General features: G+C 43.3%; 20 protein-coding genes. 18 read left to right on the top strand and 2 right to left on the bottom strand.

The window, feature by feature from the left end; all coding sequences use genetic code 11:
- Positions 1-168: 168 nt before the first annotated feature.
- The 6 genes from dxs to spo0A all read left to right on the top strand — a co-directional run bounded on the left by dxs (position 169) and on the right by spo0A (position 7,586).
- A complete protein-coding gene (dxs, locus tag HNQ84_RS04700) occupies positions 169-2,061 on the top strand; it encodes a 1-deoxy-D-xylulose-5-phosphate synthase (RefSeq protein ID WP_435621338.1) in 1,893 nt (630 codons plus the stop codon).
- A 3-nt stretch (positions 2,062-2,064) separates the two neighbouring features.
- Positions 2,065-2,907 (top strand): TlyA family RNA methyltransferase, encoded by an 843-nt coding sequence (locus HNQ84_RS04695; RefSeq protein WP_435621337.1) that lies wholly within the window; start codon positions 2,065-2,067, stop codon positions 2,905-2,907.
- Between the two features lie 93 nt (positions 2,908-3,000).
- A complete protein-coding gene (ahrC, locus tag HNQ84_RS04690) occupies positions 3,001-3,450 on the top strand; it encodes a transcriptional regulator AhrC/ArgR (protein WP_004889608.1) in 450 nt (149 codons plus the stop codon).
- An 18-nt stretch (positions 3,451-3,468) separates the two neighbouring features.
- Entirely contained in the window at positions 3,469-5,211 is a 1,743-nt protein-coding gene (gene recN, locus HNQ84_RS04685; protein ID WP_435621336.1) for a DNA repair protein RecN, read from the top strand.
- A gap of 100 nt (positions 5,212-5,311) precedes the next feature.
- Positions 5,312-6,589 (top strand): SpoIVB peptidase, encoded by a 1,278-nt coding sequence (spoIVB, locus tag HNQ84_RS04680; protein ID WP_435621335.1) that lies wholly within the window; start codon positions 5,312-5,314, stop codon positions 6,587-6,589.
- A 217-nt stretch (positions 6,590-6,806) separates the two neighbouring features.
- Positions 6,807-7,586 carry a sporulation transcription factor Spo0A gene (spo0A, locus tag HNQ84_RS04675; protein ID WP_435621334.1) on the top strand — a complete coding sequence of 260 codons (780 nt, stop codon included), beginning with the start codon at positions 6,807-6,809 and terminating at the stop codon, positions 7,584-7,586.
- A 21-nt stretch (positions 7,587-7,607) separates the two neighbouring features.
- On the opposite strand, the gene HNQ84_RS04670 is transcribed toward spo0A, so the two are convergent.
- On the bottom strand, positions 7,608-7,754 hold the full coding sequence (locus HNQ84_RS04670; protein WP_072242674.1) for a YycC family protein: 147 nt from the start codon (positions 7,752-7,754) through the stop codon (positions 7,608-7,610).
- A 55-nt stretch (positions 7,755-7,809) separates the two neighbouring features.
- On the opposite strand from HNQ84_RS04670, the gene HNQ84_RS04665 reads away from it, so the two are divergent.
- Positions 7,810-8,544 carry a glycerophosphodiester phosphodiesterase gene (locus tag HNQ84_RS04665; RefSeq protein WP_435621333.1) on the top strand — a complete coding sequence of 245 codons (735 nt, stop codon included), beginning with the start codon at positions 7,810-7,812 and terminating at the stop codon, positions 8,542-8,544.
- Here HNQ84_RS04665 and HNQ84_RS04660 read toward each other — a convergent pair.
- The gene (locus HNQ84_RS04660; RefSeq protein ID WP_183244050.1) at positions 8,536-8,787 is read right to left on the bottom strand and encodes a DUF2627 domain-containing protein; all 252 of its coding nucleotides are present in this window, start codon (positions 8,785-8,787) and stop codon (positions 8,536-8,538) included. The genes HNQ84_RS04665 and HNQ84_RS04660 overlap by 9 nt on opposite strands.
- 124 nt (positions 8,788-8,911) lie before the next feature.
- On the opposite strand from HNQ84_RS04660, the gene HNQ84_RS04655 reads away from it, so the two are divergent.
- The 11 genes from HNQ84_RS04655 to meaB all read left to right on the top strand — a co-directional run bounded on the left by HNQ84_RS04655 (position 8,912) and on the right by meaB (position 24,482).
- Complete coding sequence (locus tag HNQ84_RS04655) at positions 8,912-10,978, top strand: sigma 54-interacting transcriptional regulator (protein ID WP_435621332.1); 2,067 nt, start codon at positions 8,912-8,914, stop codon at positions 10,976-10,978.
- A 128-nt stretch (positions 10,979-11,106) separates the two neighbouring features.
- Positions 11,107-12,009, top strand: coding sequence for a phosphate butyryltransferase (gene yqiS, locus HNQ84_RS04650; protein WP_435621331.1), 903 nt, complete (start codon positions 11,107-11,109; stop codon positions 12,007-12,009).
- 16 nt (positions 12,010-12,025) lie between these two features.
- Positions 12,026-13,129, top strand: a complete 1,104-nt coding sequence (gene bcd / locus HNQ84_RS04645) for a branched-chain amino acid dehydrogenase (protein ID WP_435621330.1) — start codon at positions 12,026-12,028, stop codon at positions 13,127-13,129.
- Positions 13,130-13,189: 60 nt separating this feature from the next.
- Positions 13,190-14,290 carry a butyrate kinase gene (gene buk / locus HNQ84_RS04640; RefSeq protein ID WP_055440915.1) on the top strand — a complete coding sequence of 367 codons (1,101 nt, stop codon included), beginning with the start codon at positions 13,190-13,192 and terminating at the stop codon, positions 14,288-14,290.
- A 12-nt stretch (positions 14,291-14,302) separates the two neighbouring features.
- Positions 14,303-15,724 carry a dihydrolipoyl dehydrogenase gene (lpdA, locus tag HNQ84_RS04635; protein WP_435621329.1) on the top strand — a complete coding sequence of 474 codons (1,422 nt, stop codon included), beginning with the start codon at positions 14,303-14,305 and terminating at the stop codon, positions 15,722-15,724.
- Positions 15,725-15,735: 11 nt separating this feature from the next.
- Positions 15,736-16,728: a thiamine pyrophosphate-dependent dehydrogenase E1 component subunit alpha gene (locus HNQ84_RS04630; protein ID WP_183244038.1), complete on the top strand. Its 993-nt coding sequence runs from the start codon at positions 15,736-15,738 to the stop codon at positions 16,726-16,728.
- A gap of 2 nt (positions 16,729-16,730) precedes the next feature.
- Positions 16,731-17,714: an alpha-ketoacid dehydrogenase subunit beta gene (locus tag HNQ84_RS04625; protein ID WP_003394199.1), complete on the top strand. Its 984-nt coding sequence runs from the start codon at positions 16,731-16,733 to the stop codon at positions 17,712-17,714.
- A 12-nt stretch (positions 17,715-17,726) separates the two neighbouring features.
- The gene (locus tag HNQ84_RS04620; RefSeq protein ID WP_183246367.1) at positions 17,727-19,025 is read left to right on the top strand and encodes a dihydrolipoamide acetyltransferase family protein; all 1,299 of its coding nucleotides are present in this window, start codon (positions 17,727-17,729) and stop codon (positions 19,023-19,025) included.
- Positions 19,026-19,184: 159 nt separating this feature from the next.
- Positions 19,185-21,206: a methylmalonyl-CoA mutase family protein gene (locus HNQ84_RS04615; RefSeq protein ID WP_435621328.1), complete on the top strand. Its 2,022-nt coding sequence runs from the start codon at positions 19,185-19,187 to the stop codon at positions 21,204-21,206.
- Positions 21,190-23,385, top strand: coding sequence for a methylmalonyl-CoA mutase (gene scpA / locus HNQ84_RS04610; protein ID WP_435621327.1), 2,196 nt, complete (start codon positions 21,190-21,192; stop codon positions 23,383-23,385). Before HNQ84_RS04615 ends, scpA begins: the two co-directional genes overlap by 17 nt.
- Positions 23,382-24,482 carry a methylmalonyl Co-A mutase-associated GTPase MeaB gene (meaB, locus tag HNQ84_RS04605; protein WP_435621326.1) on the top strand — a complete coding sequence of 367 codons (1,101 nt, stop codon included), beginning with the start codon at positions 23,382-23,384 and terminating at the stop codon, positions 24,480-24,482. The genes scpA and meaB overlap by 4 nt, the downstream gene beginning before the upstream one ends.
- Positions 24,483-24,520 lie beyond the last annotated feature (38 nt).

Genomic DNA, 24,520 nt, shown 5'->3' with positions numbered 1-24,520 from the left:
ATTGAGGAAATAAGCAACATGTGGTATAGTGGAAAAGAAATGTTAGCCGTTCACACGTTCGTGTAAGCGGCTCTTTTTTGCGTACAAGCATGTTTATCTGTATAATTAAAAATACATAAAACTGTATGATATCGATTGTTTTAGCTTACATGAAAGAGAGTGATCGCGTTGGATGTTACAGCGATTCAAAACCCGAAATTTTTAAAGCAAATGTCGAATGAACAGCTCGTTCAATTGAGTGAGCAAATTCGACAATTTTTAATTGAAAAACTATCGAAAACAGGTGGACATATTGGTCCGAATCTCGGAGTCGTTGAATTGACAATTGCCCTTCATAAAGTATTTGACAGTCCAAAAGATAAACTCATTTGGGATGTTGGCCATCAGTCGTACGTGCATAAAATTTTAACCGGTCGTGCTAGTCAGTTTGATACGTTGCGACAGTATAAAGGATTGTGTGGCTTTCCAAAACGGAGCGAAAGCGAACATGACGTATGGGAAACAGGGCATAGCTCGACGTCGTTATCTGCTGCCATGGGCATGGCGATTGCGCGCGACTTAAAAGGAACGGATGAATATATTGTTCCGATTATTGGAGACGGTGCACTCACCGGTGGAATGGCGCTAGAAGCATTAAATCATATTGGACATGAGAAAAAAGATATCATCGTCATTTTAAATGATAACGAAATGTCAATTGCTCCAAACGTTGGAGCGCTGCACAATGTGCTCGGACGACTACGGACAGCAGGAAAATATCATTGGGTAAAAGATGAGTTAGAAATGTTGTTAAAGAAAATTCCGGCTGTCGGTGGAAAGCTTGCTACAACAGCGGAACGTGTGAAAGATAGCATTAAATATTTACTCGTTTCGGGCGTATTTTTTGAAGAATTAGGCTTTACGTACTTTGGTCCGGTAGATGGCCATAACTTTGAAGATTTATTTGAAAACTTACATTATGCAAAAAAGACGAAAGGACCTGTCCTTGTTCACGTCATAACGAAAAAGGGAAAAGGATACCATCCGGCCGAAAGCGACAAAGTCGGAACGTGGCACGGCACAGGACCATATAAAATTGAAACGGGTGATTTCATTCAAACAAAGCAGTCTGCTCCATCTTGGAGTGCGCTTGTGAGTGAAACGGTGCGCAAATTAGCGCGCGAAGATCGTCGCATTGTTGCCATTACGCCAGCGATGCCTGTTGGATCAAAATTAGAAGGATTTGCAAGTGAGTTTCCTGAGCGCATGTATGACGTCGGTATTGCCGAGCAACATGCGGCGACGATGGCCGCTGGTTTAGCAACGCAAGGGATGAAACCGTTTTTAGCAATTTATTCAACCTTTTTACAACGGGCGTACGACCAAGTTGTTCACGATATTTGTCGTCAAAACTTAAACGTGTTTTTTGGCATTGACCGTGCAGGTCTCGTTGGTGCGGATGGTGAAACGCATCAAGGGGTGTTTGATATCGCTTTTTTACGCCATATTCCAAACATCGTATTAATGATGCCAAAAGATGAAAATGAAGGTCAACATATGGTATATACAGCTATTCAATACGATGACGGCCCGATTGCGATGCGTTTTCCGCGCGGCAACGGTCTCGGTGTGCCGATGGATAAGCAATTGAAAAAAATTCCGATCGGTACATGGGAAGTGTTGCGTGAAGGAACAGACGCTGCGATTTTAACGTTCGGTACGACGATTCCGATGGCGCTTCAAGCAGCTGAACGTCTTGCAAATGAAGGGATTTCTGTACAAGTTGTCAATGCTCGGTTTATTAAGCCGCTTGATGAACATATGTTACATGCGTTATTACAAAAAAATATGCCGTTACTTACAATTGAAGAAGCGGTGCTTCAAGGTGGATTTGGTAGCGCGGTACTTGAATTTGCTCATGATCATGGCTATCATGGAGCGATGATCGACCGAATGGGCATACCGGATCGCTTTATCGAACATGGTGGTGTGCCACAGCTTCTAGAAGAAATTGGATTGACAACAGAACATGTAATGGAACGAATTTGTTTATTAACTCCGAAAAAAAGAAAAAGGGCATGAGAGATGAAAGGGAAGAAAGAACGTTTAGATGTATTACTTGTTGAACGTGGATTGGCTGAAACGCGTGAAAAAGCGAAACGAACAATTATGGCCGGTCTTGTATATTCGAATGAAATGCGACTTGATAAACCGGGAGAAAAAGTACCTGTTGACATTCCGCTTACGGTGAAAGGAAATGCATTACCGTATGTGAGCCGCGGGGGACTGAAACTCGAGAAAGCGTTACGAGCGTTTTCGGTTCATGTCGAAGATAAAATTATGCTCGATATTGGTGCATCGACAGGCGGATTTACAGACTGTGCGTTGCAAAACGGGGTGAAGTTGTCATACGCTCTTGATGTTGGCTACAACCAATTGGCATGGAAACTGCGTCAAGATGAGCGTGTTGTTGTCATGGAGCGGACAAACTTTCGTTATGTGACACCGAGTGATTTTCAGCACGGTCTGCCGAATTTTGCAACAATCGACGTGTCGTTTATTTCATTAAAATTAATTTTGCCCGTCTTAAAAACCATTTTAGTGCCACATAGCGATGTGGTTGCTTTAGTCAAACCGCAATTTGAAGCGGGAAAAGAGCTTGTTGGAAAAAAAGGAATCGTTCGTGATGCACGCGTTCACGTACATGTGCTCGAAACGATTACAGCATTTGCTCAACAAGAAGGGTACGATATTATTGGGCTAACCTACTCGCCAATCACAGGCGGTGACGGGAATATTGAATTTTTACTTCATTTACGTTGGGAAGGCAAAGAAGTAGGAGAAAATCGGTTGACAGTTTCTCCAGAAGAAGTTGTTGCTAGGGCGCATGATGAACTGAAAGAAAATAACGAACATGCGGGGGAATAACGGTCGGTTATTCCCTCTTGTTTGCCTGTCTATCGTTCGGTAACATAGAAGTATAAATATGCATATGTTATACACACGAAAGAGGTGTTTTCGTTGAATAAAGGACAACGTCATATTAAAATTCGTGAAATTATTTCAAACCATGATATTGAAACACAAGATGAACTTGTTGATATGTTGCGCAAAGAAGGTTTTAACGTCACACAAGCAACGGTGTCTCGCGACATTAAAGAACTACATTTAGTGAAAGTGCCAATGATGGATGGGCGATATAAATATAGCTTACCTGCGGACCAGCGATTTAATCCGCTCCAAAAGTTAAAACGAGCACTTATGGATGCGTTTGTGAAAATTGATGGCGCTGGTCATTTGCTTGTCATGAAGACGTTACCAGGAAATGCACATGCCATCGGTGTACTGCTTGATCATTTAGAATGGGATGAAATTGTTGGAACAATTTGCGGGGATGATACGTGTTTAATTATTTGCCGTACGCCAGAAGATACAGAAGTTATTTCAAAACGATTGCTGGACATGCTGTAATAAAGGTGTGAACAGAAAATGTTAGCAGAGTTATCCATTAAAAATTTTGCTATTATTGAATCCCTTTCGCTTTCGTTCGAAAAAGGATTAACCGTTTTAACGGGAGAAACGGGAGCGGGAAAATCCATTATTATTGATGCCATTCATTTATTAATTGGTGGACGCGGTTCGGCAGAATTTGTTCGGTACGGGGAAGCAAAAGCTGAAATTGAAGGTCTTTTTTTGCTTGAACGAGACGATCACCCATGTTACAGCAAATGTGCCGAACTCGGCATCGATATAAGCGATGGTATGATCGTGCTTCGTCGAGAACTAACGATAAACGGCAAAAGCGTCTGTCGTGTAAATGGGAAATTAGTCACGATTGCAGCGTTGCGTGAAATTGGTTCTACGCTCGTTGATATTCACGGGCAACATGAGCATCAAGAGTTGCTTGATGAAAGTAAACATTTACACTTATTAGACGAATATGGTGGCGAGCATATTCGTGGCGCTTTAGAAGAATACGGTGCGTTATATGCCACATATGAACGAGTGAAGCGCCAACTGCAAAAATTAAATGAAAACGAGCAACAAATGGCACATCGATTAGATTTGTTAACATTTCAGTTAGATGAAATTCAAAAAGCGGATTTGCAAATAGATGAAGATGAACGACTGATGGAAGAGCGCCGAAAAATCGTCAACTTCCAAAAAATATATGAGGCGTTACAAAGCAGCTATGAGGCGCTGTACGGAGAGCAACGTGGACTTGATTGGATTGGACTAGCAATGAATCATTTAGATCATGTTAGCGAGATTGATTCATCCGTTAAACAAGCTCAAGAGGTTGTATCGAACTGTTACTACTTGTTAGAAGAAGTTGCTCACCAGCTACGCGAACAGTTAGATCAGTTAGAATATGACCCGCTTCGGCTTGATGAAATTGAAAGTCGCTTAAATGAAATTAATCATTTGAAACGGAAATACGGCCAAACGGTACGTGATATTTTAGAATATGCGGCGAAAGTGGAAGAAGAAATTGAAACGATTCAACACCGCGATGATCATATTCATAAATTGCAGACGGAGCTTCAGTCCATTACTGCCGATTTGTTAGTCGAAGCGAAACATATTAGCGAATTGCGTATGAAATATGCGAAACAACTGATCGATGACATTCATCAAGAACTAAAAGATTTATACATGGAAAAAACGACGTTTGATGTCGTCTTTCGAAAACGACAAGGAACGTATAATGATCCGTTGCTTGATGGAGCGCCTGTAAAGTTACAACCAGACGGAATGGATGAAATCGAATTTTTCATCTCGACAAACCCTGGAGAACCGTTAAAGCCGCTGGCAAAAGTTGCGTCAGGTGGAGAATTGTCGCGCATGATGCTTGCTTTAAAAAGCATTTTCTCTAAACATCAAGGTGTCACGTCCATTATTTTTGATGAAGTCGATACCGGTGTAAGCGGTCGCGTCGCTCAAGCCATTGCAGAAAAAATTTATCGCGTGGCACGCCATTCACAAGTATTATGTATTTCGCACTTACCACAAGTGGCAGCGATGGCAGATACGCATTTATTTATTGCAAAAGAAACGAAGGATGGACGGACAAAAACAACGGTGGAAGCGTTAAATGAACAAGAAAAAATTAACGAAATTAGCCGTATGATTTCTGGAGTAGAAATTACAGACTTGACGAAACAGCATGCACATGAGTTATTGCAATTAGCAAAAAAGATCAAAAACGAACAACATAAATACCAACATTGACATTGTTTTTTCGTTTTATTCGGTTATATTTCATTTGTTTCAGGCAACATTAAATAGTGTAGGATTCGGTGTGTACGTAGGAACGAGGAGAGTGAAGGCTTTGGATTTTGACAAATTAAGAAAAGGAATAGGTGCATTTCTCCTTGTTTCTTTTATCGTTCTAAGTATGGCAACACCATTTCAAAAATATGTGAGCATTCCGAAACAAATTGTGTTATTCCAAGGACAAACGGCTCATGTGCCCGTATTTGGTTCTACTCACTCGATAACGACAAACGCTGTTTCTGTCCATCCAAAAGAAAAGTTAGCAATTACCGGAGAACATGTTGGGGAAAGTGATGTCATTTTACAAATGGCAGGATTTCCAATGAAACAGGTAAACGTAAAGGTATTACCAGATTTTAAAGTTGTTCCCGGTGGTCAATCGATTGGAGTTAAGTTAAATACCGTTGGAGTTCTTGTCGTTGGGCATCATTTAGTGGAGACAGAACAAGGAAAGCAATCTCCAGGTGAGACGGCTGGCATTCAAGTTGGGGATGCGATTACTCACATTAACGGACGAAAAATCGAAAAAATGACAGATGTTTCCCCATTCATTGAAGAGGCGGGAAAAACGGGTAAACCTTTACGATTAACCGTTGCTCGTGATCATCAGACGTTTGAAACAACACTCACCCCATTGAAAGATAAACACGATCAGGCGTATCGTATCGGATTATACATTCGTGATTCTGCAGCAGGAATCGGGACAATGACGTTTTTCGATCCGAAATCAAACATATATGGCGCACTCGGACATGTCATTTCTGATATGGATACGAGAAAGCCGATTGTCGTTCGTGATGGAACGATTGTTAAGTCGACGGTCACGGCGATTGATAAAGGAAGAAACGGTAGCCCTGGTGAAAAATTAGCAAGATTTTCGACTGATAAACAAATTATTGGTGACATTAAAACAAACAGTCCGTTCGGTATTTTTGGAAAACTTTCACAACCGATTCAAAATGGCATTTTCGACAAACCGATGCCAATTGCCTTATCGACAGATGTGAAAAAAGGGCCAGCAAAAATATTGACGGTCGTCGAACAAGATCAGGTGGAGGCGTTTGATGTTGAAATTGTTAGTGTCATGCCGCAAAAATTCCCTGCGACAAAAGGCATGGTCATCAAAGTAACCGATCCACGTTTGTTAGAGAAAACAGGTGGCATCGTTCAAGGGATGAGTGGGAGTCCGATTATTCAGGATGGAAAACTCGTTGGGGCTGTGACGCATGTATTTGTTAACGATCCGACATCTGGGTATGGTGTGCACATTGAATGGATGTTGCACGAAGCCGGAATTAACATTTATGATAAAAGCGAACAAAAAGCGAGCTAATATTAGCTTGCTTTTTGTTTTTCCACGCAATTTGTCATATTTTATCATGACACGGCGTAAACATGTAGTGTAAAATGAAAGAAAAAACATGCACATATGTTTTATGAAAAATATAAATTATTTGACTAATTTTGCAAAGGAAAAAGGATTTTTGCCCATTGCGTCGAATTAAGCACGTATGTGACAAAAGATCATTGCTTTAGGGAGGAAGGATTTCGTGAGTACAATAAAAGTGTGTATTGTAGATGATAATCGAGAATTAGTGCATTTGCTTGAAGAATACATTACAAGCCAAGAAGATATGGAAGTCATTGGCGTTGCATATAACGGGCAAGATTGCTTGCAATTATTGCGCGATCGCGATCCTGATGTTCTCGTTCTTGACATTATTATGCCGCATTTAGACGGTTTAGCTGTGTTAGAAAAGCTACGCATGGTCAAACAATCGTTGCCGAACGTAATCATGCTGACAGCATTTGGACAAGAAGATGTGACGAAAAAAGCGGTTGAACTCGGAGCTTCTTACTTCATTTTAAAACCGTTTGACATTGAACATTTAGTCAATCAAATTCGCCACGTATGCGGGAAAAAGCCAGCCGTATTCAAACGACCGCTTCTTTCCCCAATTCGTGATGGAAAACCAAAAAATTTAGATGCAAGCATTACGAACATTATTCACGAAATCGGTGTTCCCGCACACATTAAAGGATATTTATATTTGCGTGAGGCCATTGCGATGGTATACAACGACGTCGAGTTACTTGGATCAATTACGAAAGTGCTTTATCCAGACATTGCCAAAAAGTATAATACGACAGCTAGTCGCGTGGAGCGGGCGATTCGTCATGCGATTGAAGTGGCATGGAGTCGTGGTAATTTAGAATCCATCTCATCTTTATTTGGCCATACGGTCAGTATGTCAAAAGCAAAGCCGACAAACTCAGAATTTATCGCGATGGTTGCTGATCGGCTAAGACTTGAGCATAAAGCAAGCTAATAAAAAAGGTAGTCCGTACGACTACCTTTTTTGTTGTTCATTTTTCTCAATCTCAAGCAACTTTTGGATTAATATGTGCTGAGGCATGTGCATAATTTGTTCTAGTGGCATGTTCAATGCTTTCGCTAGCTTTTGGGCTGTTTCTAACGAAATGTTTAGTGGTCGCATACATTCAACTCCTTTCATATGTTAAGTATAAAATGTTTTTGAAGGTGGGAAAAGGATGACACATATTTTTGCTCATCGTGGTTCAGCAGGAACACATCCAGAAAATACAATGGCTTCGTTTATAGAAGCGGCACGTGTGCAAGCGGACGGAATTGAACTTGACGTACAGCTTTCGAGAGATGGGGTTGTCGTCGTCATTCATGATGAAACAGTAAATCGAACGACAGATGGAACAGGATGGGTAGGACAAATGACGTATCGGCAATTACGTAAATTAAACGCTAATTATAAATTTAAGCAATACGGCTTTTGTCCCATTCCATCGTTACAAGAAGTGCTCGAGTGGGCGAAAAATACGTCGTTACTCATCAATATTGAATTCAAAAACAATCTTGTACCTTATGAACGATTAGAAGAAAAAACGATTGAGCTTGTTGAACGATACGGTTTAGCATCGCGTGTCATTTTTTCATCGTTTAATCACGAAAGTATGGAAACATGTCACAAATTGGCCCCTCATATTGAAACAGCGCTACTATACATGGAAAAGTTACATCGGCCGTGGAGTTATGCCCATACTTTACAGGCGTTAGCGCTTCATCCGTATCATCCAACGGTCGATCGATCGTTCGTTGAAGCCGCTCATGCTCACCAATTGCTCATTCGTCCTTTTACAATCAATAAAGAAGAACAGATGAAAACGATGTTTCAATATGAAGTAGATGGGATTTTTACTGACTTTCCTGAAAAAGCAAAAAACATACGTGAAAAAACGCTTCGATCATTTTGAATCGAAGCGTTTTTTTTGAAAGCGTGGTTGTACTTTATTTCGTTTTCGATCGCGATGAAAAATAAATCCTGCGATAAAGCCGAGACCGATGAGAAAACAAAATAAACCGAGTAAAAACTGAATGGCAAGTGAAGGAATTGGTGCATGCAAAATGCCAAATACGGTATCTCTCATCCATTTAATTCCTAACGCTGCAATAAATCCGGGAATAAGTAAGATGAGTAGGGCGATCATTCGTTGCATAAAACAAAACCCTTTCCATTTGTTCTGTCTTCATCATAAATGTTTTTGGTTGTTTGTCAAGAAGAGAAAAACAATGTATGATGAAAGCGTCTGCAAAAAATTGCAAACGAATAGGTGATGGGAAATGAAAAAAGTATTGATTGTTGGGGCAGGCAAAGGCGGAAGTGCGCTATTAAAAATGTTTCATGAAACGAAGCTGATGGATGTTGTAGCGATTGTGGATCGAAACGACGATGCACCAGGGATAAAGGCTGCACGTGACATGGGTATTCAAACGAGTAACCATTGGCATGATGTGTTAACGGACGATATTGATGTCATTGTTGAAGTAACAGGAGACGACGAAGTGTTTGCTACGTTGCGTAAAGCAAGCGCTGCGCATACGGTCGTCATTCCTGGTGATATTGCCTACATTATTGCGCAACTCGTGGAAGAAAAAGAGCAACTCATTGCCACGTTAAAAACAGCGACAACCAAACACGATTTAATTTTCAACTCTACGCATGATGGAATGATTGTTATTGATGAACGTGGTTTCGTGACACATATGAATCCAAGTGCAGAGAAGATGATTGGGAAAAGGAGAAAGGAAGTCATAGGATCACATATTTTGCATGTCATTCCAGCGAGCGGATTGCCGCGCGTATTACAGACAAGAGAAGTCGAGTTGAATCAAGAATTACTATTAGAAAACGGAAAAAAAATGATTACGACACGTATTCCGTTAATAGACGAAAACGGAAAATTGTTCGGTGCTTTTGCGGTATTCAAAGATATTACAGAAGTTGTTCGTTTGGCGGAAGAAGTAACAAATTTGAAAGAAATTCGCACGATGTTAGAAGCGATTATTCATTCTTCCGAAGAAGCGATCTCCGTCGTTGATGAATATGGCAACGGCATTTTAATTAACCCGGCGTATACAAAGCTAACAGGCTTATCTGAAGAAGAAGTGATCGGAAAACCGGCAACAGCGGATATTTCGGAAGGGGAAAGCATGCATATGAAAGTGTTAAAAACACGACGGCCAGTCAGAGGTGTGCGCATGAAAGTCGGTCCGAAAAAGCGTGATGTTGTCGTGAATGTTGCCCCGATTATCGTTGATGGGGTATTGAAAGGAAGTGTTGGTGTCATTCATGATGTTTCAGAAATTGAACAATTAACTTCTGAGTTGCAACGTGCTCGTCAAATTATTCGTACGTTAGAGGCGAAATATTCCTTTGACGACATTGTTGGCACGTCAGAAGAGATGATGTTAGCGATTGAACAAGCAAAATTGGCAGCGAAAACTCCAGCAACTATTTTGCTTCGTGGTGAATCAGGAACAGGCAAAGAATTGTTTGCTCACGCTATTCATAATGCGAGTGATCGAAAATACCATAAATTCGTTCGCGTCAATTGCGCTGCCATTTCCGAGTCGCTACTTGAAAGTGAATTATTTGGTTATGAAGAAGGGGCGTTTTCTGGTGCAAGACGCGGAGGGAAAAAAGGATTGTTTGAAGAAGCGAACAACGGAAGTATTTTTCTCGATGAGATTGGGGAATTATCAGCCAACATGCAAGCGAAACTTTTGCGAGTGTTGCAAGAGAAAGAAATTGTGCGTGTCGGTGGCACAAAGCCGATTCCGATTAATGTACGTGTCATTGCTGCAACAAACGTTCACCTCGAAAAAGCGATTGCTGATGGCACATTTCGTGAAGACTTATATTATCGGTTAAATCGCATGCCAATTTACATTCCGCCGTTACGTGCTCGAAAACAAGATATTCCAGCTCTATGTGAACGACTGATACAAAAACTAAATCAAGACTATGGTCGCAATGTGGAAGGTATTACAGATGATGCGCTAGCTTATTTACTCTCGTACGATTGGCCAGGCAACGTACGAGAGCTAGAAAATGTGTTAGGAAGAGCAATGATTTTTATGAAATATAATGAAGTGATCATTGAGCGTAAACATATTTCGTTGTTACACAAACCGAAAGAACAAGAACATCTTTCTTCTCCTGAATCATCCCATGTTCATCAACCTTTGGCGGTGCTCGTGGAACAATATGAAGCCAAAGTGATTGAAAGCGTTTTACAATCGTGTCAAGGGAATAAAACGGCAGCTGCCAAACAACTTGGCATTTCTATTCGAAATTTATATTACAAACTTGAAAAGTATGGACTTGACAAAAAAAGCATGCAATAATGTTCATAGTATGCAAAAGATTGCAATAGAAAATAAATAAAAATAAAGCGTTTTCAATACAAAAGAAGTTGGCACACTTTTTGCAAGAATAAAAAGTGACGAAAAAACAAAGGGGTTGAGCAGATGAGATGAAGCTACAATCGTTGATCACCAAGGCAACCCAATTTCCTGAGGCAACTGTAGCTGTTGCAGCGGCCGAAGATGAAGAAGTATTGAAGGCAGTCGCACAAGCATTACAAGCAGGATTCGGGCGATTTATTTTATACGGCGATGAATCCGTTTTATCACAACTCGTTGCTGAATATGTTCAGGAAGCAGGTGACGATGCGATTCGTATCGTTCATGCTTCGACAAACGAAGAAGCAGCTCACATGGCTGTGAAAGCGGTGCACGAAAAAGAAGCAAGCGTTTTAATGAAAGGGAACGTACCGACAGCAACCATTTTAAAAGCGGTGCTAAATAAAGAATACGGGCTGCGCACAGGTCGTGTTTTATCGCATGTTGCTGTATTTGATGTACCACATTATGAACGGCCAATTCTCGTCACTGACGCAGCGATGAACATAGCACCTGATTTGCAACAAAAAACAGAAATTATTATGAATGCGGTACAAGTGGCTAAAGCCATCGGAATAGAAAAGCCAAAAGTTGCACCACTTGCCGCTGTCGAAGTCGTCAATCCAGCGATGCCAGCAACGATTGATGCAGCTGCATTATCGTTAATGAATCAGCGTGGACAGTTGAAAGATTGCATCGTTGATGGGCCGCTCGCTTTAGATAACGCCATTTCTGTTGAATCTGCCGAACATAAAGGCATTCAAAGCTCGGTAGCAGGACATGCTGACATTTTAGTTGTACCGAACATTGAAACGGGAAATGTGTTATATAAATCGCTCGTATACTTTGCCCGTGCGCAAGTAGGGGCGATAATTGCCGGAGCGAGAGCACCAATTGTATTAACATCTCGCGCAGATTCTGCAGAAAGCAAATTATATTCACTAGCACTAGCCATTTGTGCAACGAACAAATAACAAGGGGGAACGAAAGATGGAGATTTTCAAATATATGGAGCAATACGACTATGAGCAATTAGTATTTTGCCAAGATAAAGAATCAGGATTAAAAGCAATCATTGCTATTCATGATACAACGCTTGGACCAGCGTTAGGTGGCACGCGTATGTGGATGTACGAATCAGAAGATGCAGCCATTGAAGATGCGCTTCGTTTAGCGCGTGGCATGACATATAAAAACGCTGCAGCCGGATTAAATCTTGGCGGTGGAAAAGCGGTCATCATTGGGGATCCACGAAAAGATAAAAATGAAGCGATGTTTAGAGCGTTTGGTCGCTTTATTCAAGGATTAAACGGTCGCTACATTACAGCAGAGGACGTCGGTACAACGGTTGCGGATATGGACATTATTTATGAAGAAACAGATTATGTCACAGGTATTTCACCAGCGTTCGGTTCATCTGGAAATCCTTCTCCCGTTACTGCGTACGGTGTTTATCGCGGTATGAAAGCAGCAGCAAAAGAGGCGTTTGGCAGCGATTCGCTTGAAGGAAAAGTGATTGCGGTGCAAGGTGTCGGTAATGTGGCATACAATTTATGCCGTCATCTTCATGAAGAAGGAGCAAAGCTCATCGTTACAGATATTAACAAAGAAGCGGTACAACGTGTTGTCGAAGAGTTTGGCGCAAAAGCAGTTGATCCGAACGACATTTATGGTGTACAATGCGATATTTTCGCTCCGTGTGCGCTTGGAGGCATTATTAATGACCAAACGATTCCACAATTAAAAGCAAAAGTCATTGCTGGCGCTGCCAACAACCAATTGCGCGAAGCAAGACATGGAGACATCATTCATGAAATGGGTATCGTTTATGCGCCAGACTATGTCATTAATGCCGGAGGCGTTATTAACGTAGCAGATGAGCTATATGGATATAATCGTGAACGTGCGATGAAAAAAGTTGAGCAAATTTACAACAATATTGAAAAAGTCATCGAAATTGCGAAGCGTGATGGCATTCCGACATACCAAGCAGCAGACCGTTTAGCTGAAGAACGTATTGCAAAAATGCGTCAATCACGTAGCCAATTTTTACAAAACGGTCAGCACATTTTAAGCCGTCGTCGCACACGTTAAATAAAAGAAGCGAGGACGCTCGTTCTCGCTTCGTCGATGATAAAAATGGAGGGTTACACATTGCAAGAACATTCATTTCGCATCTTAGTCATTAATCCGGGATCGACGTCAACGAAAATTGGCGTTTTTGATAATGAGCGCTCCATTTTAGAAAAAACGATTCGTCATGATGCAGAAGCGTTACAAGTGTATAAAAAAATTATTGATCAATACGAATTTCGTAAGCAAACGATTTTAGAAACGCTTGATCATGAAGGTATCAATATTTCTAAGCTCGATGCAGTATGCGGCCGTGGAGGCTTACTTCGTCCAATTGAAGGTGGCACATATGCTGTTAATGAGGCGATGTTGCAAGATTTAAGACGTGGGTACTCTGGCCAACATGCTTCAAATCTTGGAGGCATTTTAGCACATGAAATTGCTTCCGCATTAAATATTCCAGCGTTTATTGTCGACCCAGTCGTTGTCGATGAACTTGATCCGATTGCTCGCGTTTCTGGATTTTCATTAATTGAGCGTCGTAGCATTTTCCACGCATTAAATCAAAAAGCCGTCGCTCGTCGTGTAGCTAAACAAATGGGGAAAACGTATGAAGAAGTCAATTTCATTGTCGCACATATGGGCGGAGGTATTACAGTCGGTGCACATAAATGCGGGCGCGTCATCGATGTCAACAACGGATTGGACGGAGAAGGTCCGTTTAGCCCAGAACGTGCTGGGACTGTGCCAGCCGGTGATCTTGTCTCTCTCTGTTTTTCTGGCGAATATTATCGCGAAGAAGTGATGCGCATGCTCGTTGGGGGCGGAGGTCTCGTTGGTTACTTAGGGACGAACGATGCGGTGAAAGTCGAGAAAATGATCGAAAATGGTGATGAAAAGGCGAAGCTCATTTATAGCGCCATGGCATACCAAGTAGCAAAGGAAATAGGAGCAGCAAGTGCCGTGCTAGCTGGAAAAGTCGATGCCATCATTTTAACAGGCGGTTTAGCGTATGGAAAACAATTTGTGAAAGAAATTGCTGATCGGGTACAATGGATCGCTGATGTCATCGTGCAACCAGGGGAAAATGAATTGCAGGCGCTTGCCGAAGGGGCGCTTCGCGTGTTGCGCGGAGAGGAAGAAGCAAAAATATATCCACAAGCGGTCAAAACAACGGTTTAAGGGGATGAAATGATGGCAAAAGAGTACGATGTAGTCATACTTGGCGGCGGAACAGGCGGATATGTCGCTGCGATTCGCGCTGCCCAGCTCGGTTTAAAAACAGCAGTCGTTGAAAAAGGAAAGCTTGGAGGGACGTGCTTACATGCAGGATGCATTCCGAGCAAAGCGTTATTGCGCAGCGCGGAAGTGTATGCGCAAACAAAAGAAAGTGAAACGTTTGGCGTGCTAGCAAGTGATGTGCGTTTAGATTTTGCGAAAGTACAAGCGCGCAAACAAGCGATTATTGACCAACTGCATAAAGGCATCCACATGTTGATGAAAAAAGGAAAAATTGATGTGTATGAAGGAACGGGACGTATTTTAGGTCCATCCATTTTTTCACCGATGCCGGGAACGATTTCTGTTGAGATGAACGATGGAACGGAAAATGAAATGCTTGTACCAAAATACGTTGTCGTCGCAACAGGATCTCGCCCACGTACGTTACCTGGCCTAACAATTGACGGTCAATTTGTCATGACATCAGACGAAGCATTACGCATGGAGACGTTGCCATCTTCTATCATCATTGTTGGCGGTGGTGTCATCGGAATCGAATGGGCATCGATGTTAAACGATTTTGGGGTAGATGTTACAGTCATTGAGTATGCAGATCGCATTTTGCCGACAGAAGACCGAGATGTCTCAAAAGAAATTGAAAAAATATTAAAACAGCGTGGTGTACGCATTGTTACAAAAGCGAAAGTGTTACCAGAAACGCTCGTTGTTGGAAATGGTGTACGCATTCAAGCAGAGATTAATGGACAAAACGAAACGTTTACAGCTGAAAAAATGCTCGTTTCCGTCGGACGTCAAGCAAACGTTGAAGGCATCGGATTAGAAAATACCGATATTGTCGTCGAAAAAGGGTTTATTGAAACGAACGAGTATTATCAAACGAAAGAAAAACACATTTATGCGATTGGTGATGTGATCGGTGGTTTACAGCTTGCTCATGTTGCTTCACATGAGGGGATCATTGCAATTGAACATCTCGCTGGAAAAGAAGTTCACCCACTTGATTATGCGATGGTGCCAAAATGCATTTACAGTCGTCCTGAGGCTGCGAGCGTTGGCTTAACAGAAGAAGAAGCGAAGGCAAAAGGATACGAAGTGAAAGTCGGCAAATTCCCGTTTAAAGCGATTGGAAAAGCGCTCGTGTACGGAGAGGTGGAAGGATTTGTAAAAATTGTCGCTGATGCAAAGACAGATGATTTGCTCGGTGTGCACATGGTTGGTCCGCACGTCACAGATATGATTTCTGAAGCTGGATTAGCACGCGTGCTTGATGCGACACCGTGGGAAATTGCGCATACGATTCATCCGCATCCGACGCTGTCAGAAGCGATGATGGAAGCAGCGCTTGCTGTTGACGGAAAAGCGATTCATTTTTAAAGGAGGAATGCATGATGCGTCATAAACAACTCGGTTTAAGCGATGAAACCGTTTTACAAATGTATGAAACAATGGTGTTAGCGCGCAAAATTGACGAGCGGATGTGGCTACTCAACCGCGCGGGTAAAATTCCGTTCGTCATTTCTTGTCAAGGGCAAGAAGCAGCGCAAGTGGGAGCTGCATTCGCTTTAGATCGCACGAAAGATTATGTATTACCATATTATCGTGACATGGGTGTCGTATTAACGTTCGGTATGACACCGACAGAACTCATGCTTTCAGCATTTGCGAAAGCTGAAGATCCAAACTCTGGCGGTCGTCAAATGCCAGGCCATTTCGGGAAAAAGAAAAATCGAATCGTCACGGGCTCTTCGCCAGTTACAACGCAAGTGCCACATGCTGTTGGTATCGCACTAGCAGCGAAAATGGAGAAAAAAGATTTCGTATCGTTCGTTACATTTGGAGAAGGGTCTTCTAACCAAGGTGACTTCCACGAAGGAGCAAACTTTGCTGGTGTTCACAAGTTGCCGGTCATTTTTATGTGCGAAAACAATAAATATGCGATTTCAGTTCCAATTGAAAAGCAGTTAGCTTGCGAAAAAGTATCCGATCGTGCCATCGGCTACGGCATGCCAGGATACACTGTTGACGGTACAGATCCGCTTGAAGTATATCGCGTCGTCAAAGAAGCAGCAGACCGTGCGCGCCGCGGTGAAGGCCCAACGTTAATTGAAACGGTTGCTTATCGTTTAACGGCGCATTCATCAGACGATGATGACCGCGCATATCGTACGCCAGAAGAAATTGCCGAAGCAAAATCAAAAGATCCAATTTACTTGTTTGCAAACTACTTAAAAGAAGTAGGCGTATTAACAGACGAGCTAGAGAAAGAAATTCTCGATCGCGTCATGAAACAAGTCAATGAAGCAACAGATTATGCGGAAAAAGCACCATATGCAGAACCAGAACATGCGTTGAAATACGTATACGCAGAGGAGGAATAAATATGCCTGTCATTTCATATATCGATGCCGTTACGATGGCGATTCGCGAAGAAATGGAACGTGACCCGCGCGTATTCGTACTTGGGGAAGATGTCGGAAAAAAAGGGGGCGTATTTAAAGCAACACAAGGGCTATATGATCAATTTGGCGAAGAGCGCGTCATTGATACGCCGCTTGCGGAATCTGCGATCGTAGGCGTGGGCATTGGCGCCGCGATGTACGGATTGCGTCCCATTGCTGAAATTCAATTTGCTGATTTCATTATGCCTGCTGTAAACCAAATTATTTCCGAAGCAGCGCGTATTCGTTATCGTTCAAATAATGATTGGAACTGTCCAATTGTCATTCGTGCTCCATATGGTGGCGGTGTTCACGGGGCGCTATATCATTCGCAATCCGTTGAAGCGATTTTTGCGAATCAGCCGGGATTAAAAATTGTCATGCCATCTACACCATACGATGTGAAAGGGTTATTAAAAGCGGCGATTCGCGATGAAGATCCGGTACTGTTTTTTGAGCATAAACGAGCATATCGCCTCATTAAAGGGGAAGTGCCAACAGATGATTATGTGCTACCAATTGGTAAAGCAGACGTTAAACGTGAAGGGGAAGATATTACAGTTATCACGTACGGTTTATGCGTTCATTTCGCGCTACAAGCTGCTGAAAAATTGGCACAAGAAGGCATTTCTGCTCACATTTTAGACTTGCGTACCGTATATCCGCTCGATAAAGAGGCGATTATTGAAGCGGCAAGCAAAACAGGAAAAGTGTTGCTTGTGACAGAAGACAACAAAGAAGGAAGCGTCATGAGTGAAGTGGCGGCAATTATTGCCGAGCATTGCTTATTTGACTTAGACGCGCCAATTATGCGTCTTGCTGGTCCAGACGTTCCAGCCATGCCATATGCGCCAACGATGGAAAAATTCTTTATGGTTAACCCAGATAAAGTTGAAAAGGCGATGCGCGAATTGGCGCAGTTTTAAGGAGGAGTCACGATGGCGATAGAGAAAATTACGATGCCACAGCTTGGCGAAAGTGTAACGGAAGGAACGATTAGTCAATGGCTTGTGTCTGTTGGCGATCGCGTCAATAAATACGATCCGCTTGCCGAAGTGATGACAGATAAAGTCAATGCGGAAATTCCATCTTCATTTGCTGGTGTGATTAAAGAAATTATTGCAAAAGAAGGAGAAACATTGCCTGTTGGCGCTGTCATTTGTACGATTGAAGTCGAAGGAGAAGGACAAGTAGAAGAAAAGCAAACGAGCGTGGAAAACGAATTACCGCCGACGAATGAACAAACGAATAAACAACCGGTGAAAAAGCAAGCCGGTGAGCGTGGACGTTACTCGCCAGCTGTTCTTCGTCTCGCGCAAGAACATCACATCGATTTAACACAAGTGACAGGAACAGGGATGGGCGGTCGCATTACGCGCAAAGATTTACTTAAACTCATTGAGTCTGGTAACGTGCCAAAAGCGGATGCACCAAAACAAGTCGCTGAGCAAGTCCAACAAGTAGAAGTACCGAAACAGGATATCGCACCAAAAATAGAGGCGTCAAAACAACAAGCGCCAAGTGTTCCTGTGCAAGCGGGTGACATCGAAATCCCTGTCACACCAGTCCGAAAAGCAATCGCAACAAATATGCTTCGCAGTAAACATGAAGCACCGCATGCGTGGACGATGGTCGAAGTCGATGTGACCAACTTAGTCGCTTATCGCGATTCGATTAAAGATGAATTTAAAAAGCGCGAAGGCTTCAACCTAACATACTTTGCGTTCTTTGTGAAAGCGGTAGCTCAAGCGTTGAAAGAATTCCCACAAATGAACTCGATGTGGGCAGGCGATAAAATTGTTCAAAAGAAAGATATTAACATTTCGATTGCGGTAGCGACAGACGATGCCTTATTCGTTCCGGTCATTAAACATGCCGACGAAAAATCGATTAAAGGCATTGCGCGTGAAATTGCGGAATTAGCAGCAAAAGTACGCGCAGGAAAACTCCGTCCAGAAGATATGCAAGGTGGGACATTCACCGTCAACAACACCGGCTCTTTCGGTTCAGTGCAATCGATGGGCATTATTAACTATCCACAAGCAGCGATTTTACAAGTCGAATCAATCGTCAAACGTCCTGTGGTTAAAGATGGTATGATCGCGATTCGCGACATGGTCAATTTATGTTTGTCGCTTGACCATCGCGTCCTCGACGGCTTAATTTGCGGTCGCTTCTTAGCACGCGTGAAACAAATCTTAGAAAACATGAATAAAGACAATACGCCAATTTATTAAACGAAAAGAGGGTGTCCACATAGGACCCCTCTTTCATTATATTATCCATTAATTACAATTGTTCGTTGCCCAAGCTGTCTATATATACTACAATAAATATGAATGTTTCAAAAATTAAAAAGAAAGCGCTTTAAAGGTCTTCAAAGGGGAGGGATTGTAATGGCGGATTTTTTAACGATGAAAAACGTCTCGTTTCCTATTCCGACATATGACGAGTGGAAACAGGAAGTAGAAACATCGCTTAAAGGAAAAACATTTGAAAAGTTAGTGACAACAACGTATGAACAACTGCAAGTAAAACCGATCTATGTACGAAGCGATATAGAGGCAACTCCTGAGCAATATCCGGGGTTCCCTGGCTATGTGCGAGGGACGGAGCCAGATGGGTATATGAAAAAAACATGGGCAGTCAGTCAAGCCATTTCTGCCAAAAATCCTAAGGAATGGAACGAAATCGCAACATACGATATTGCAAGAGGACAGACAGAAATTCATCTTATTTTAGACGAGCTCGGATTTTCGATCACGTCGCTAGAGGATATCGAAACGATGTTTTCTGGCATTTCGCTTTCCGATTATTCGATTCGTCTCGATGCAGGGGCATGTTCGTTGTCAGCTTTGGCTCTGTTTGTCGCTTATTTTCATAAACAACAACTTTCGTTCGATTCATTGCGCGGAACAATCGGTATGGACCCGCTTGCGGCATTAGCGATAAAAGGGGGACTTCCTACGTCGCTTTCGACGCTGTATGACGTGATGGCGGATGTGACGAAATGGACGAAAGAACAAATGCCTCATATAAAGACGATCATCGTTCACGGAGAGCCGTATCATCACGGTGGGGCGAATGCGGTGCAAGAGTTAGCGTTTTCGGTTGCGACCGCTGTCGAATATATGAACGAATGTTTAAAGCGTGGGTTGACGGTCGATGAGGTGGCCGAACGAATGAGTTTTTCGTTTGCGATTGGCGCCGACTTTTTTATGGAAATTGCAAAACTACGCGCGGCTCGTGCGATGTGGTCGAATATTGTTCAAGCGTTTGGTGGTAGCGAACGAGCACAAAAAATGTCGCTTCATGCGCGAACGTCGTATTTCACAAAAACGGTGTATGACCCATATGTGAACATGCTTCGGGCATCAGCAGAAGCGTTTGCCGCGATTGTCGGTGGTGCAAATAGTTTACACGTTTCCCCGTTTGACGAAGCGATTGGACCAGCGAATGAGTTTTCCCGAAGAATTGCCCGTAATACACAATTGATTTTACGAGAAGAAGCGCACATCGGGAAGGTCATCGACCCGGCTGGTGGTTCGTATTACGTTGAAACGTTAACGGAACAAATCGCAGAAGCTGCATGGAAGCTATTTCAACAAATCGAAGCGAAAGGCGGCATGACAAAAGCGCTGGAAGCGGGAGTGGTGCAAGCAGAAATCGAAAAAATCGCGAAACTCCGCGAGCAAAACGTCAAGGCGCGCAAAGAACGAATCATCGGCACAAACGTCTACGCCAATTTAGCAGAGCCAAAACCGAATATCCAATCCGTATCGCCGTCAAAAGATGAATCGTATGATGGCGAAACGATGGAACAAAGCGGAAATTGGGTAGATAGCGCCATTGCTTTCGTTCATCGTCGAGCGACCGCTCGAGGAATCGATGCTGCGCTCACCATGACTGGTCCATCGATTGCCATTTCCCCAGTTCGCCAATGGCGGCTATCCGAGCCGTTTGAGCAGCTGCGTCAAGCAGCGGAGCGGCATTTAGAAACGCACGGAAAGCGTCCGACCGTTCATCTCATCAATCTCGGTGCTATCGCCCATCATAAGGCGCGCGCTGATTTTATGACCGGCTTTTTTGAAGCGGGTGGATTTGCTGTCGTAAAAAATGACGGCTATATGTCGATTGACGAGGCGATAAAAGAAGCGTTAGAAGCAGGCGGAACACACTACATCATTTGCGGAACGGACGAAAGCTATCTGGAAGCGGTCCCAGCGATCGCAAAAGCATTAAAGGTCGTGAATCCGCCACGAAACGTCTACGTCGCTGGAAAACAATCGCCGGAAATCGAAACTGCTTTTATAGAAGCAGGGGTGGACGGATTTATTCATATCGGTTCTAATTGCTACGAAACGCTTGTGACGTTTATGAAGGACATGGGGGTGGCTTTAGATGGAGCGGAAAGTTGATTTTACGAATATTTCTTTCCACCGAACGGGAGATACGGTGAGCGAACAACAATGGAAACAGGCTATCGAAGAAAAGCTGAAAACATGTATTGATGACCTTTTCTTCCAAACAAATGAACAAATTGCGCTTAAACCGCTATATACAAAAAAAGATATCGAAGGATTTGATTTTCTCGATTATATGCCAGGCATTCCGCCATATTTGCGCGGACCGTACCCGACAATGTACGTCGTTCGACCTTGGACGATTCGCCAATATGCAGGTTTTTCCACGGCAGAAGAAAGCAACGCCTTTTACCGCCGCAATTTAGCGATGGGGCAAAAAGGGTTGTCGGTTGCGTTTGACCTTGCCACTCACCGCGGCTATGATTCTGACCATCCGCGCGTCGTCGGCGATGTTGGTAAAGCAGGGGTCGCCATCGATTCGGTGCTCGATATGAAAATTTTATTCGATGGCATTCCGCTTGACCAAATGTCCGTATCGATGACGATGAACGGGGCTGTGCTCCCGATCATGGCGTTTTACATTGTCACCGCCGAAGAGCAAGGAGTGACGCGAGACAAACTGTCCGGCACGATCCAAAACGACATTTTAAAAGAATATATGGTGCGCAATACGTACATTTATCCGCCAGAAACGTCGATGCGCGTTATCGCTGACATTTTCGCCTATACTGCAAAATATATGCCAAAATTCAATAGCATTAGCATTTCTGGCTATCATATGCAGGAAGCGGGTGCACCGGCGGATATTGAGCTTGCCTATACGCTTGCCGATGGGCTTGAGTATGTGCGTACCGGCTTAAAAGCAGGTATTGACATCGACTCGTTCGCCCCGCGCTTATCGTTTTTCTGGGCAATCGGCATGAACTATTTTATGGAAGTGGCAAAAATGCGGGCAGCGCGCGTGATTTGGGCGAAAATGATGAAAACATTTAACCCGAAAAATCCGAAGTCGTTGGCGTTGCGAACGCATTCACAAACATCAGGTTGGAGTTTAACCGAACAAGACCCGTTCAACAACGTTGTCCGCACGCTCATTGAAGCGCATGCAGCGGCGATGGGGCATACGCAGTCGCTCCATACGAACGCGCTGGATGAAGCGATAGCGTTACCGACTGATTTTTCTGCGCGTATTGCTCGCAATACGCAGCTTTATTTGCAAGAAGAAACGGGCATTTGCCGCGTCATTGACCCGTGGGCAGGCTCATATTATGTTGAAACGTTGACGAACGAGCTAATGGAGCGAGCATGGAAGCATATTGAGGAAATCGAAAATCTCGGTGGTATGGCGAAAGCGATTGAAACAGGATTGCCAAAAATGCGCATTGAAGAAGCAGCGGCAAGACGACAGGCGAAAATTGATTCTGGAGCGGAAACGATTATTGGCGTGAACAAATATCGTCCAGAAAAAGAAGTACCAATTGACATTTTAGAAGTCGATAATACCGCTGTCAGAGAGCGGCAAATTGAAAAATTAAAACAGTTGCGTGCTTCTCGGGATGAAGAGCGCGTACAACAGGCATTAAATGCCATCACAAAAGCGACGGAAACAGGGGAAGGAAACTTATTAGAATTGGCGGTAGAAGCCGCTCGTGCTCGTGCGACGTTGGGTGAAATTTCGTATGCGATTGAAAAAGTAGCAGGTAGGCATAAAGCGGTCATTCGTTCTGTTAGCGGGGTATATAGCGCCGAGTTTACGAACGAAGAAGAAATTGCGCGCGTGAAAAAAATGACGGATGAATTTTATGAGCTAGAAGGAAGAAGACCGCGCATTTTAATCGCAAAAATGGGGCAAGATGGGCACGACCGTGGAGCAAAAGTCATTGCCACGGCATTTGCTGATTTAGGGTTTGATGTCGATATCGGCCCGCTCTTTCAAACGCCAGAAGAGACAGCGCGACAAGCGGTTGAAAACGATGTGCACGTCGTTGGAATGAGCTCGCTTGCTGCAGGGCATAAAACGTTATTACCACAGCTTGTTGAAGAGTTGCGAAAATTAGGTCGGGAAGATATTATCGTCGTTGTTGGTGGGGTCATTCCACCGCAAGACTATGAATTTTTATATGAACATGGAGCGGCTGCCATTTTCGGACCAGGTACAATTATCCCGGTCGCAGCACAAAAAGTATTGCATGAAATTTATCGTCGACTCGGTTATGAGGAAGTGAGCGAATGAACGATGAGCGAACATCTCGGCCAGAATGGGCTGATGAAGGAAATATGTTTGCCACATCATACGTCAAAGGAAGCGACGGTGTTTATGCATCAAAAGAAAGACGGTGGGTGAAAAGAAAAGAACGTTCAGTTGAGGAATACGTCGCTGGGATATTAAATAACGAACGTACCATTTTAGCGCAAGCGATTACGCTCATTGAAAGCAATGCGGCAAAACATACAGAAAAGGCCCAACGCATATTGCATGAGCTCCTCCCCTATGTGGGACGTTCCATTCGCATCGGCATTACCGGTGTACCGGGAGCGGGAAAAAGTACGTTTATTGAAGCATTTGGGCAATTTTTATGCGACAAAGGGCATCGTGTGGCTGTGTTAGCTGTTGATCCGAGTAGTTCTGTTACAGGTGGAAGCATTCTTGGCGATAAAACGCGCATGGAAAATTTAGCTCGCCATCCGTGTGCGTTTATTCGCCCATCGCCATCGGGTGGCACGCTCGGTGGCGTACATCGAAAAACGCGTGAGACAATATTGCTTTGTGAAGCAGCAGGATATGATATTATTCTTGTTGAAACGGTTGGTGTTGGTCAAAGCGAAGTGGCAGTGCGCGGCATGGTTGATTTCTTCTTATTGCTCGCCTTAACGGGCGCCGGTGACGAACTGCAAGGAATGAAAAAAGGAATGATGGAGCTCGTCGATGCGATCGTCATTAATAAAGCAGATGGAGATAATAAAAAGAAGGCCGAGCTTGCGAAAGAAGAATATAATCAAATTTTACATTACTTACGTCATGCGACGAAAGGTTGGGAGACGAAAGCATATACATGTTCTTCTCTCTACGGAGAAGGAATTGAACAAATTTGGGAAGTAATCGAACGGTTTGTCCAAACAACAAAACAATCTGGCGTATTTGAAGAAAGAAGAAGAGAACAGATGAAAGATTGGTTGCACGCGATGATTAAAGATTATTTGCATATCCGCTTTTTTCAGCATCCGGCTGTACAGCAACAGTTGCCGACGATTGAACGAGATGTGATGGAAGGAAAACAACCGGTCACGATGGCCGCTCAGCAATTAATTCGTTTATATGAGCAAACGTAAAAGGTGTCCGTTATGGGCACCTTTTATATTGGAATGTG

The organism is Anoxybacillus eryuanensis, from assembly GCF_051200995.1.
GTDB classification, from domain to species: Bacteria; Bacillota; Bacilli; order Bacillales; family Anoxybacillaceae; genus Anoxybacillus; species Anoxybacillus tengchongensis.
This window is presented reverse-complemented; position numbering and strand designations above follow the sequence as displayed.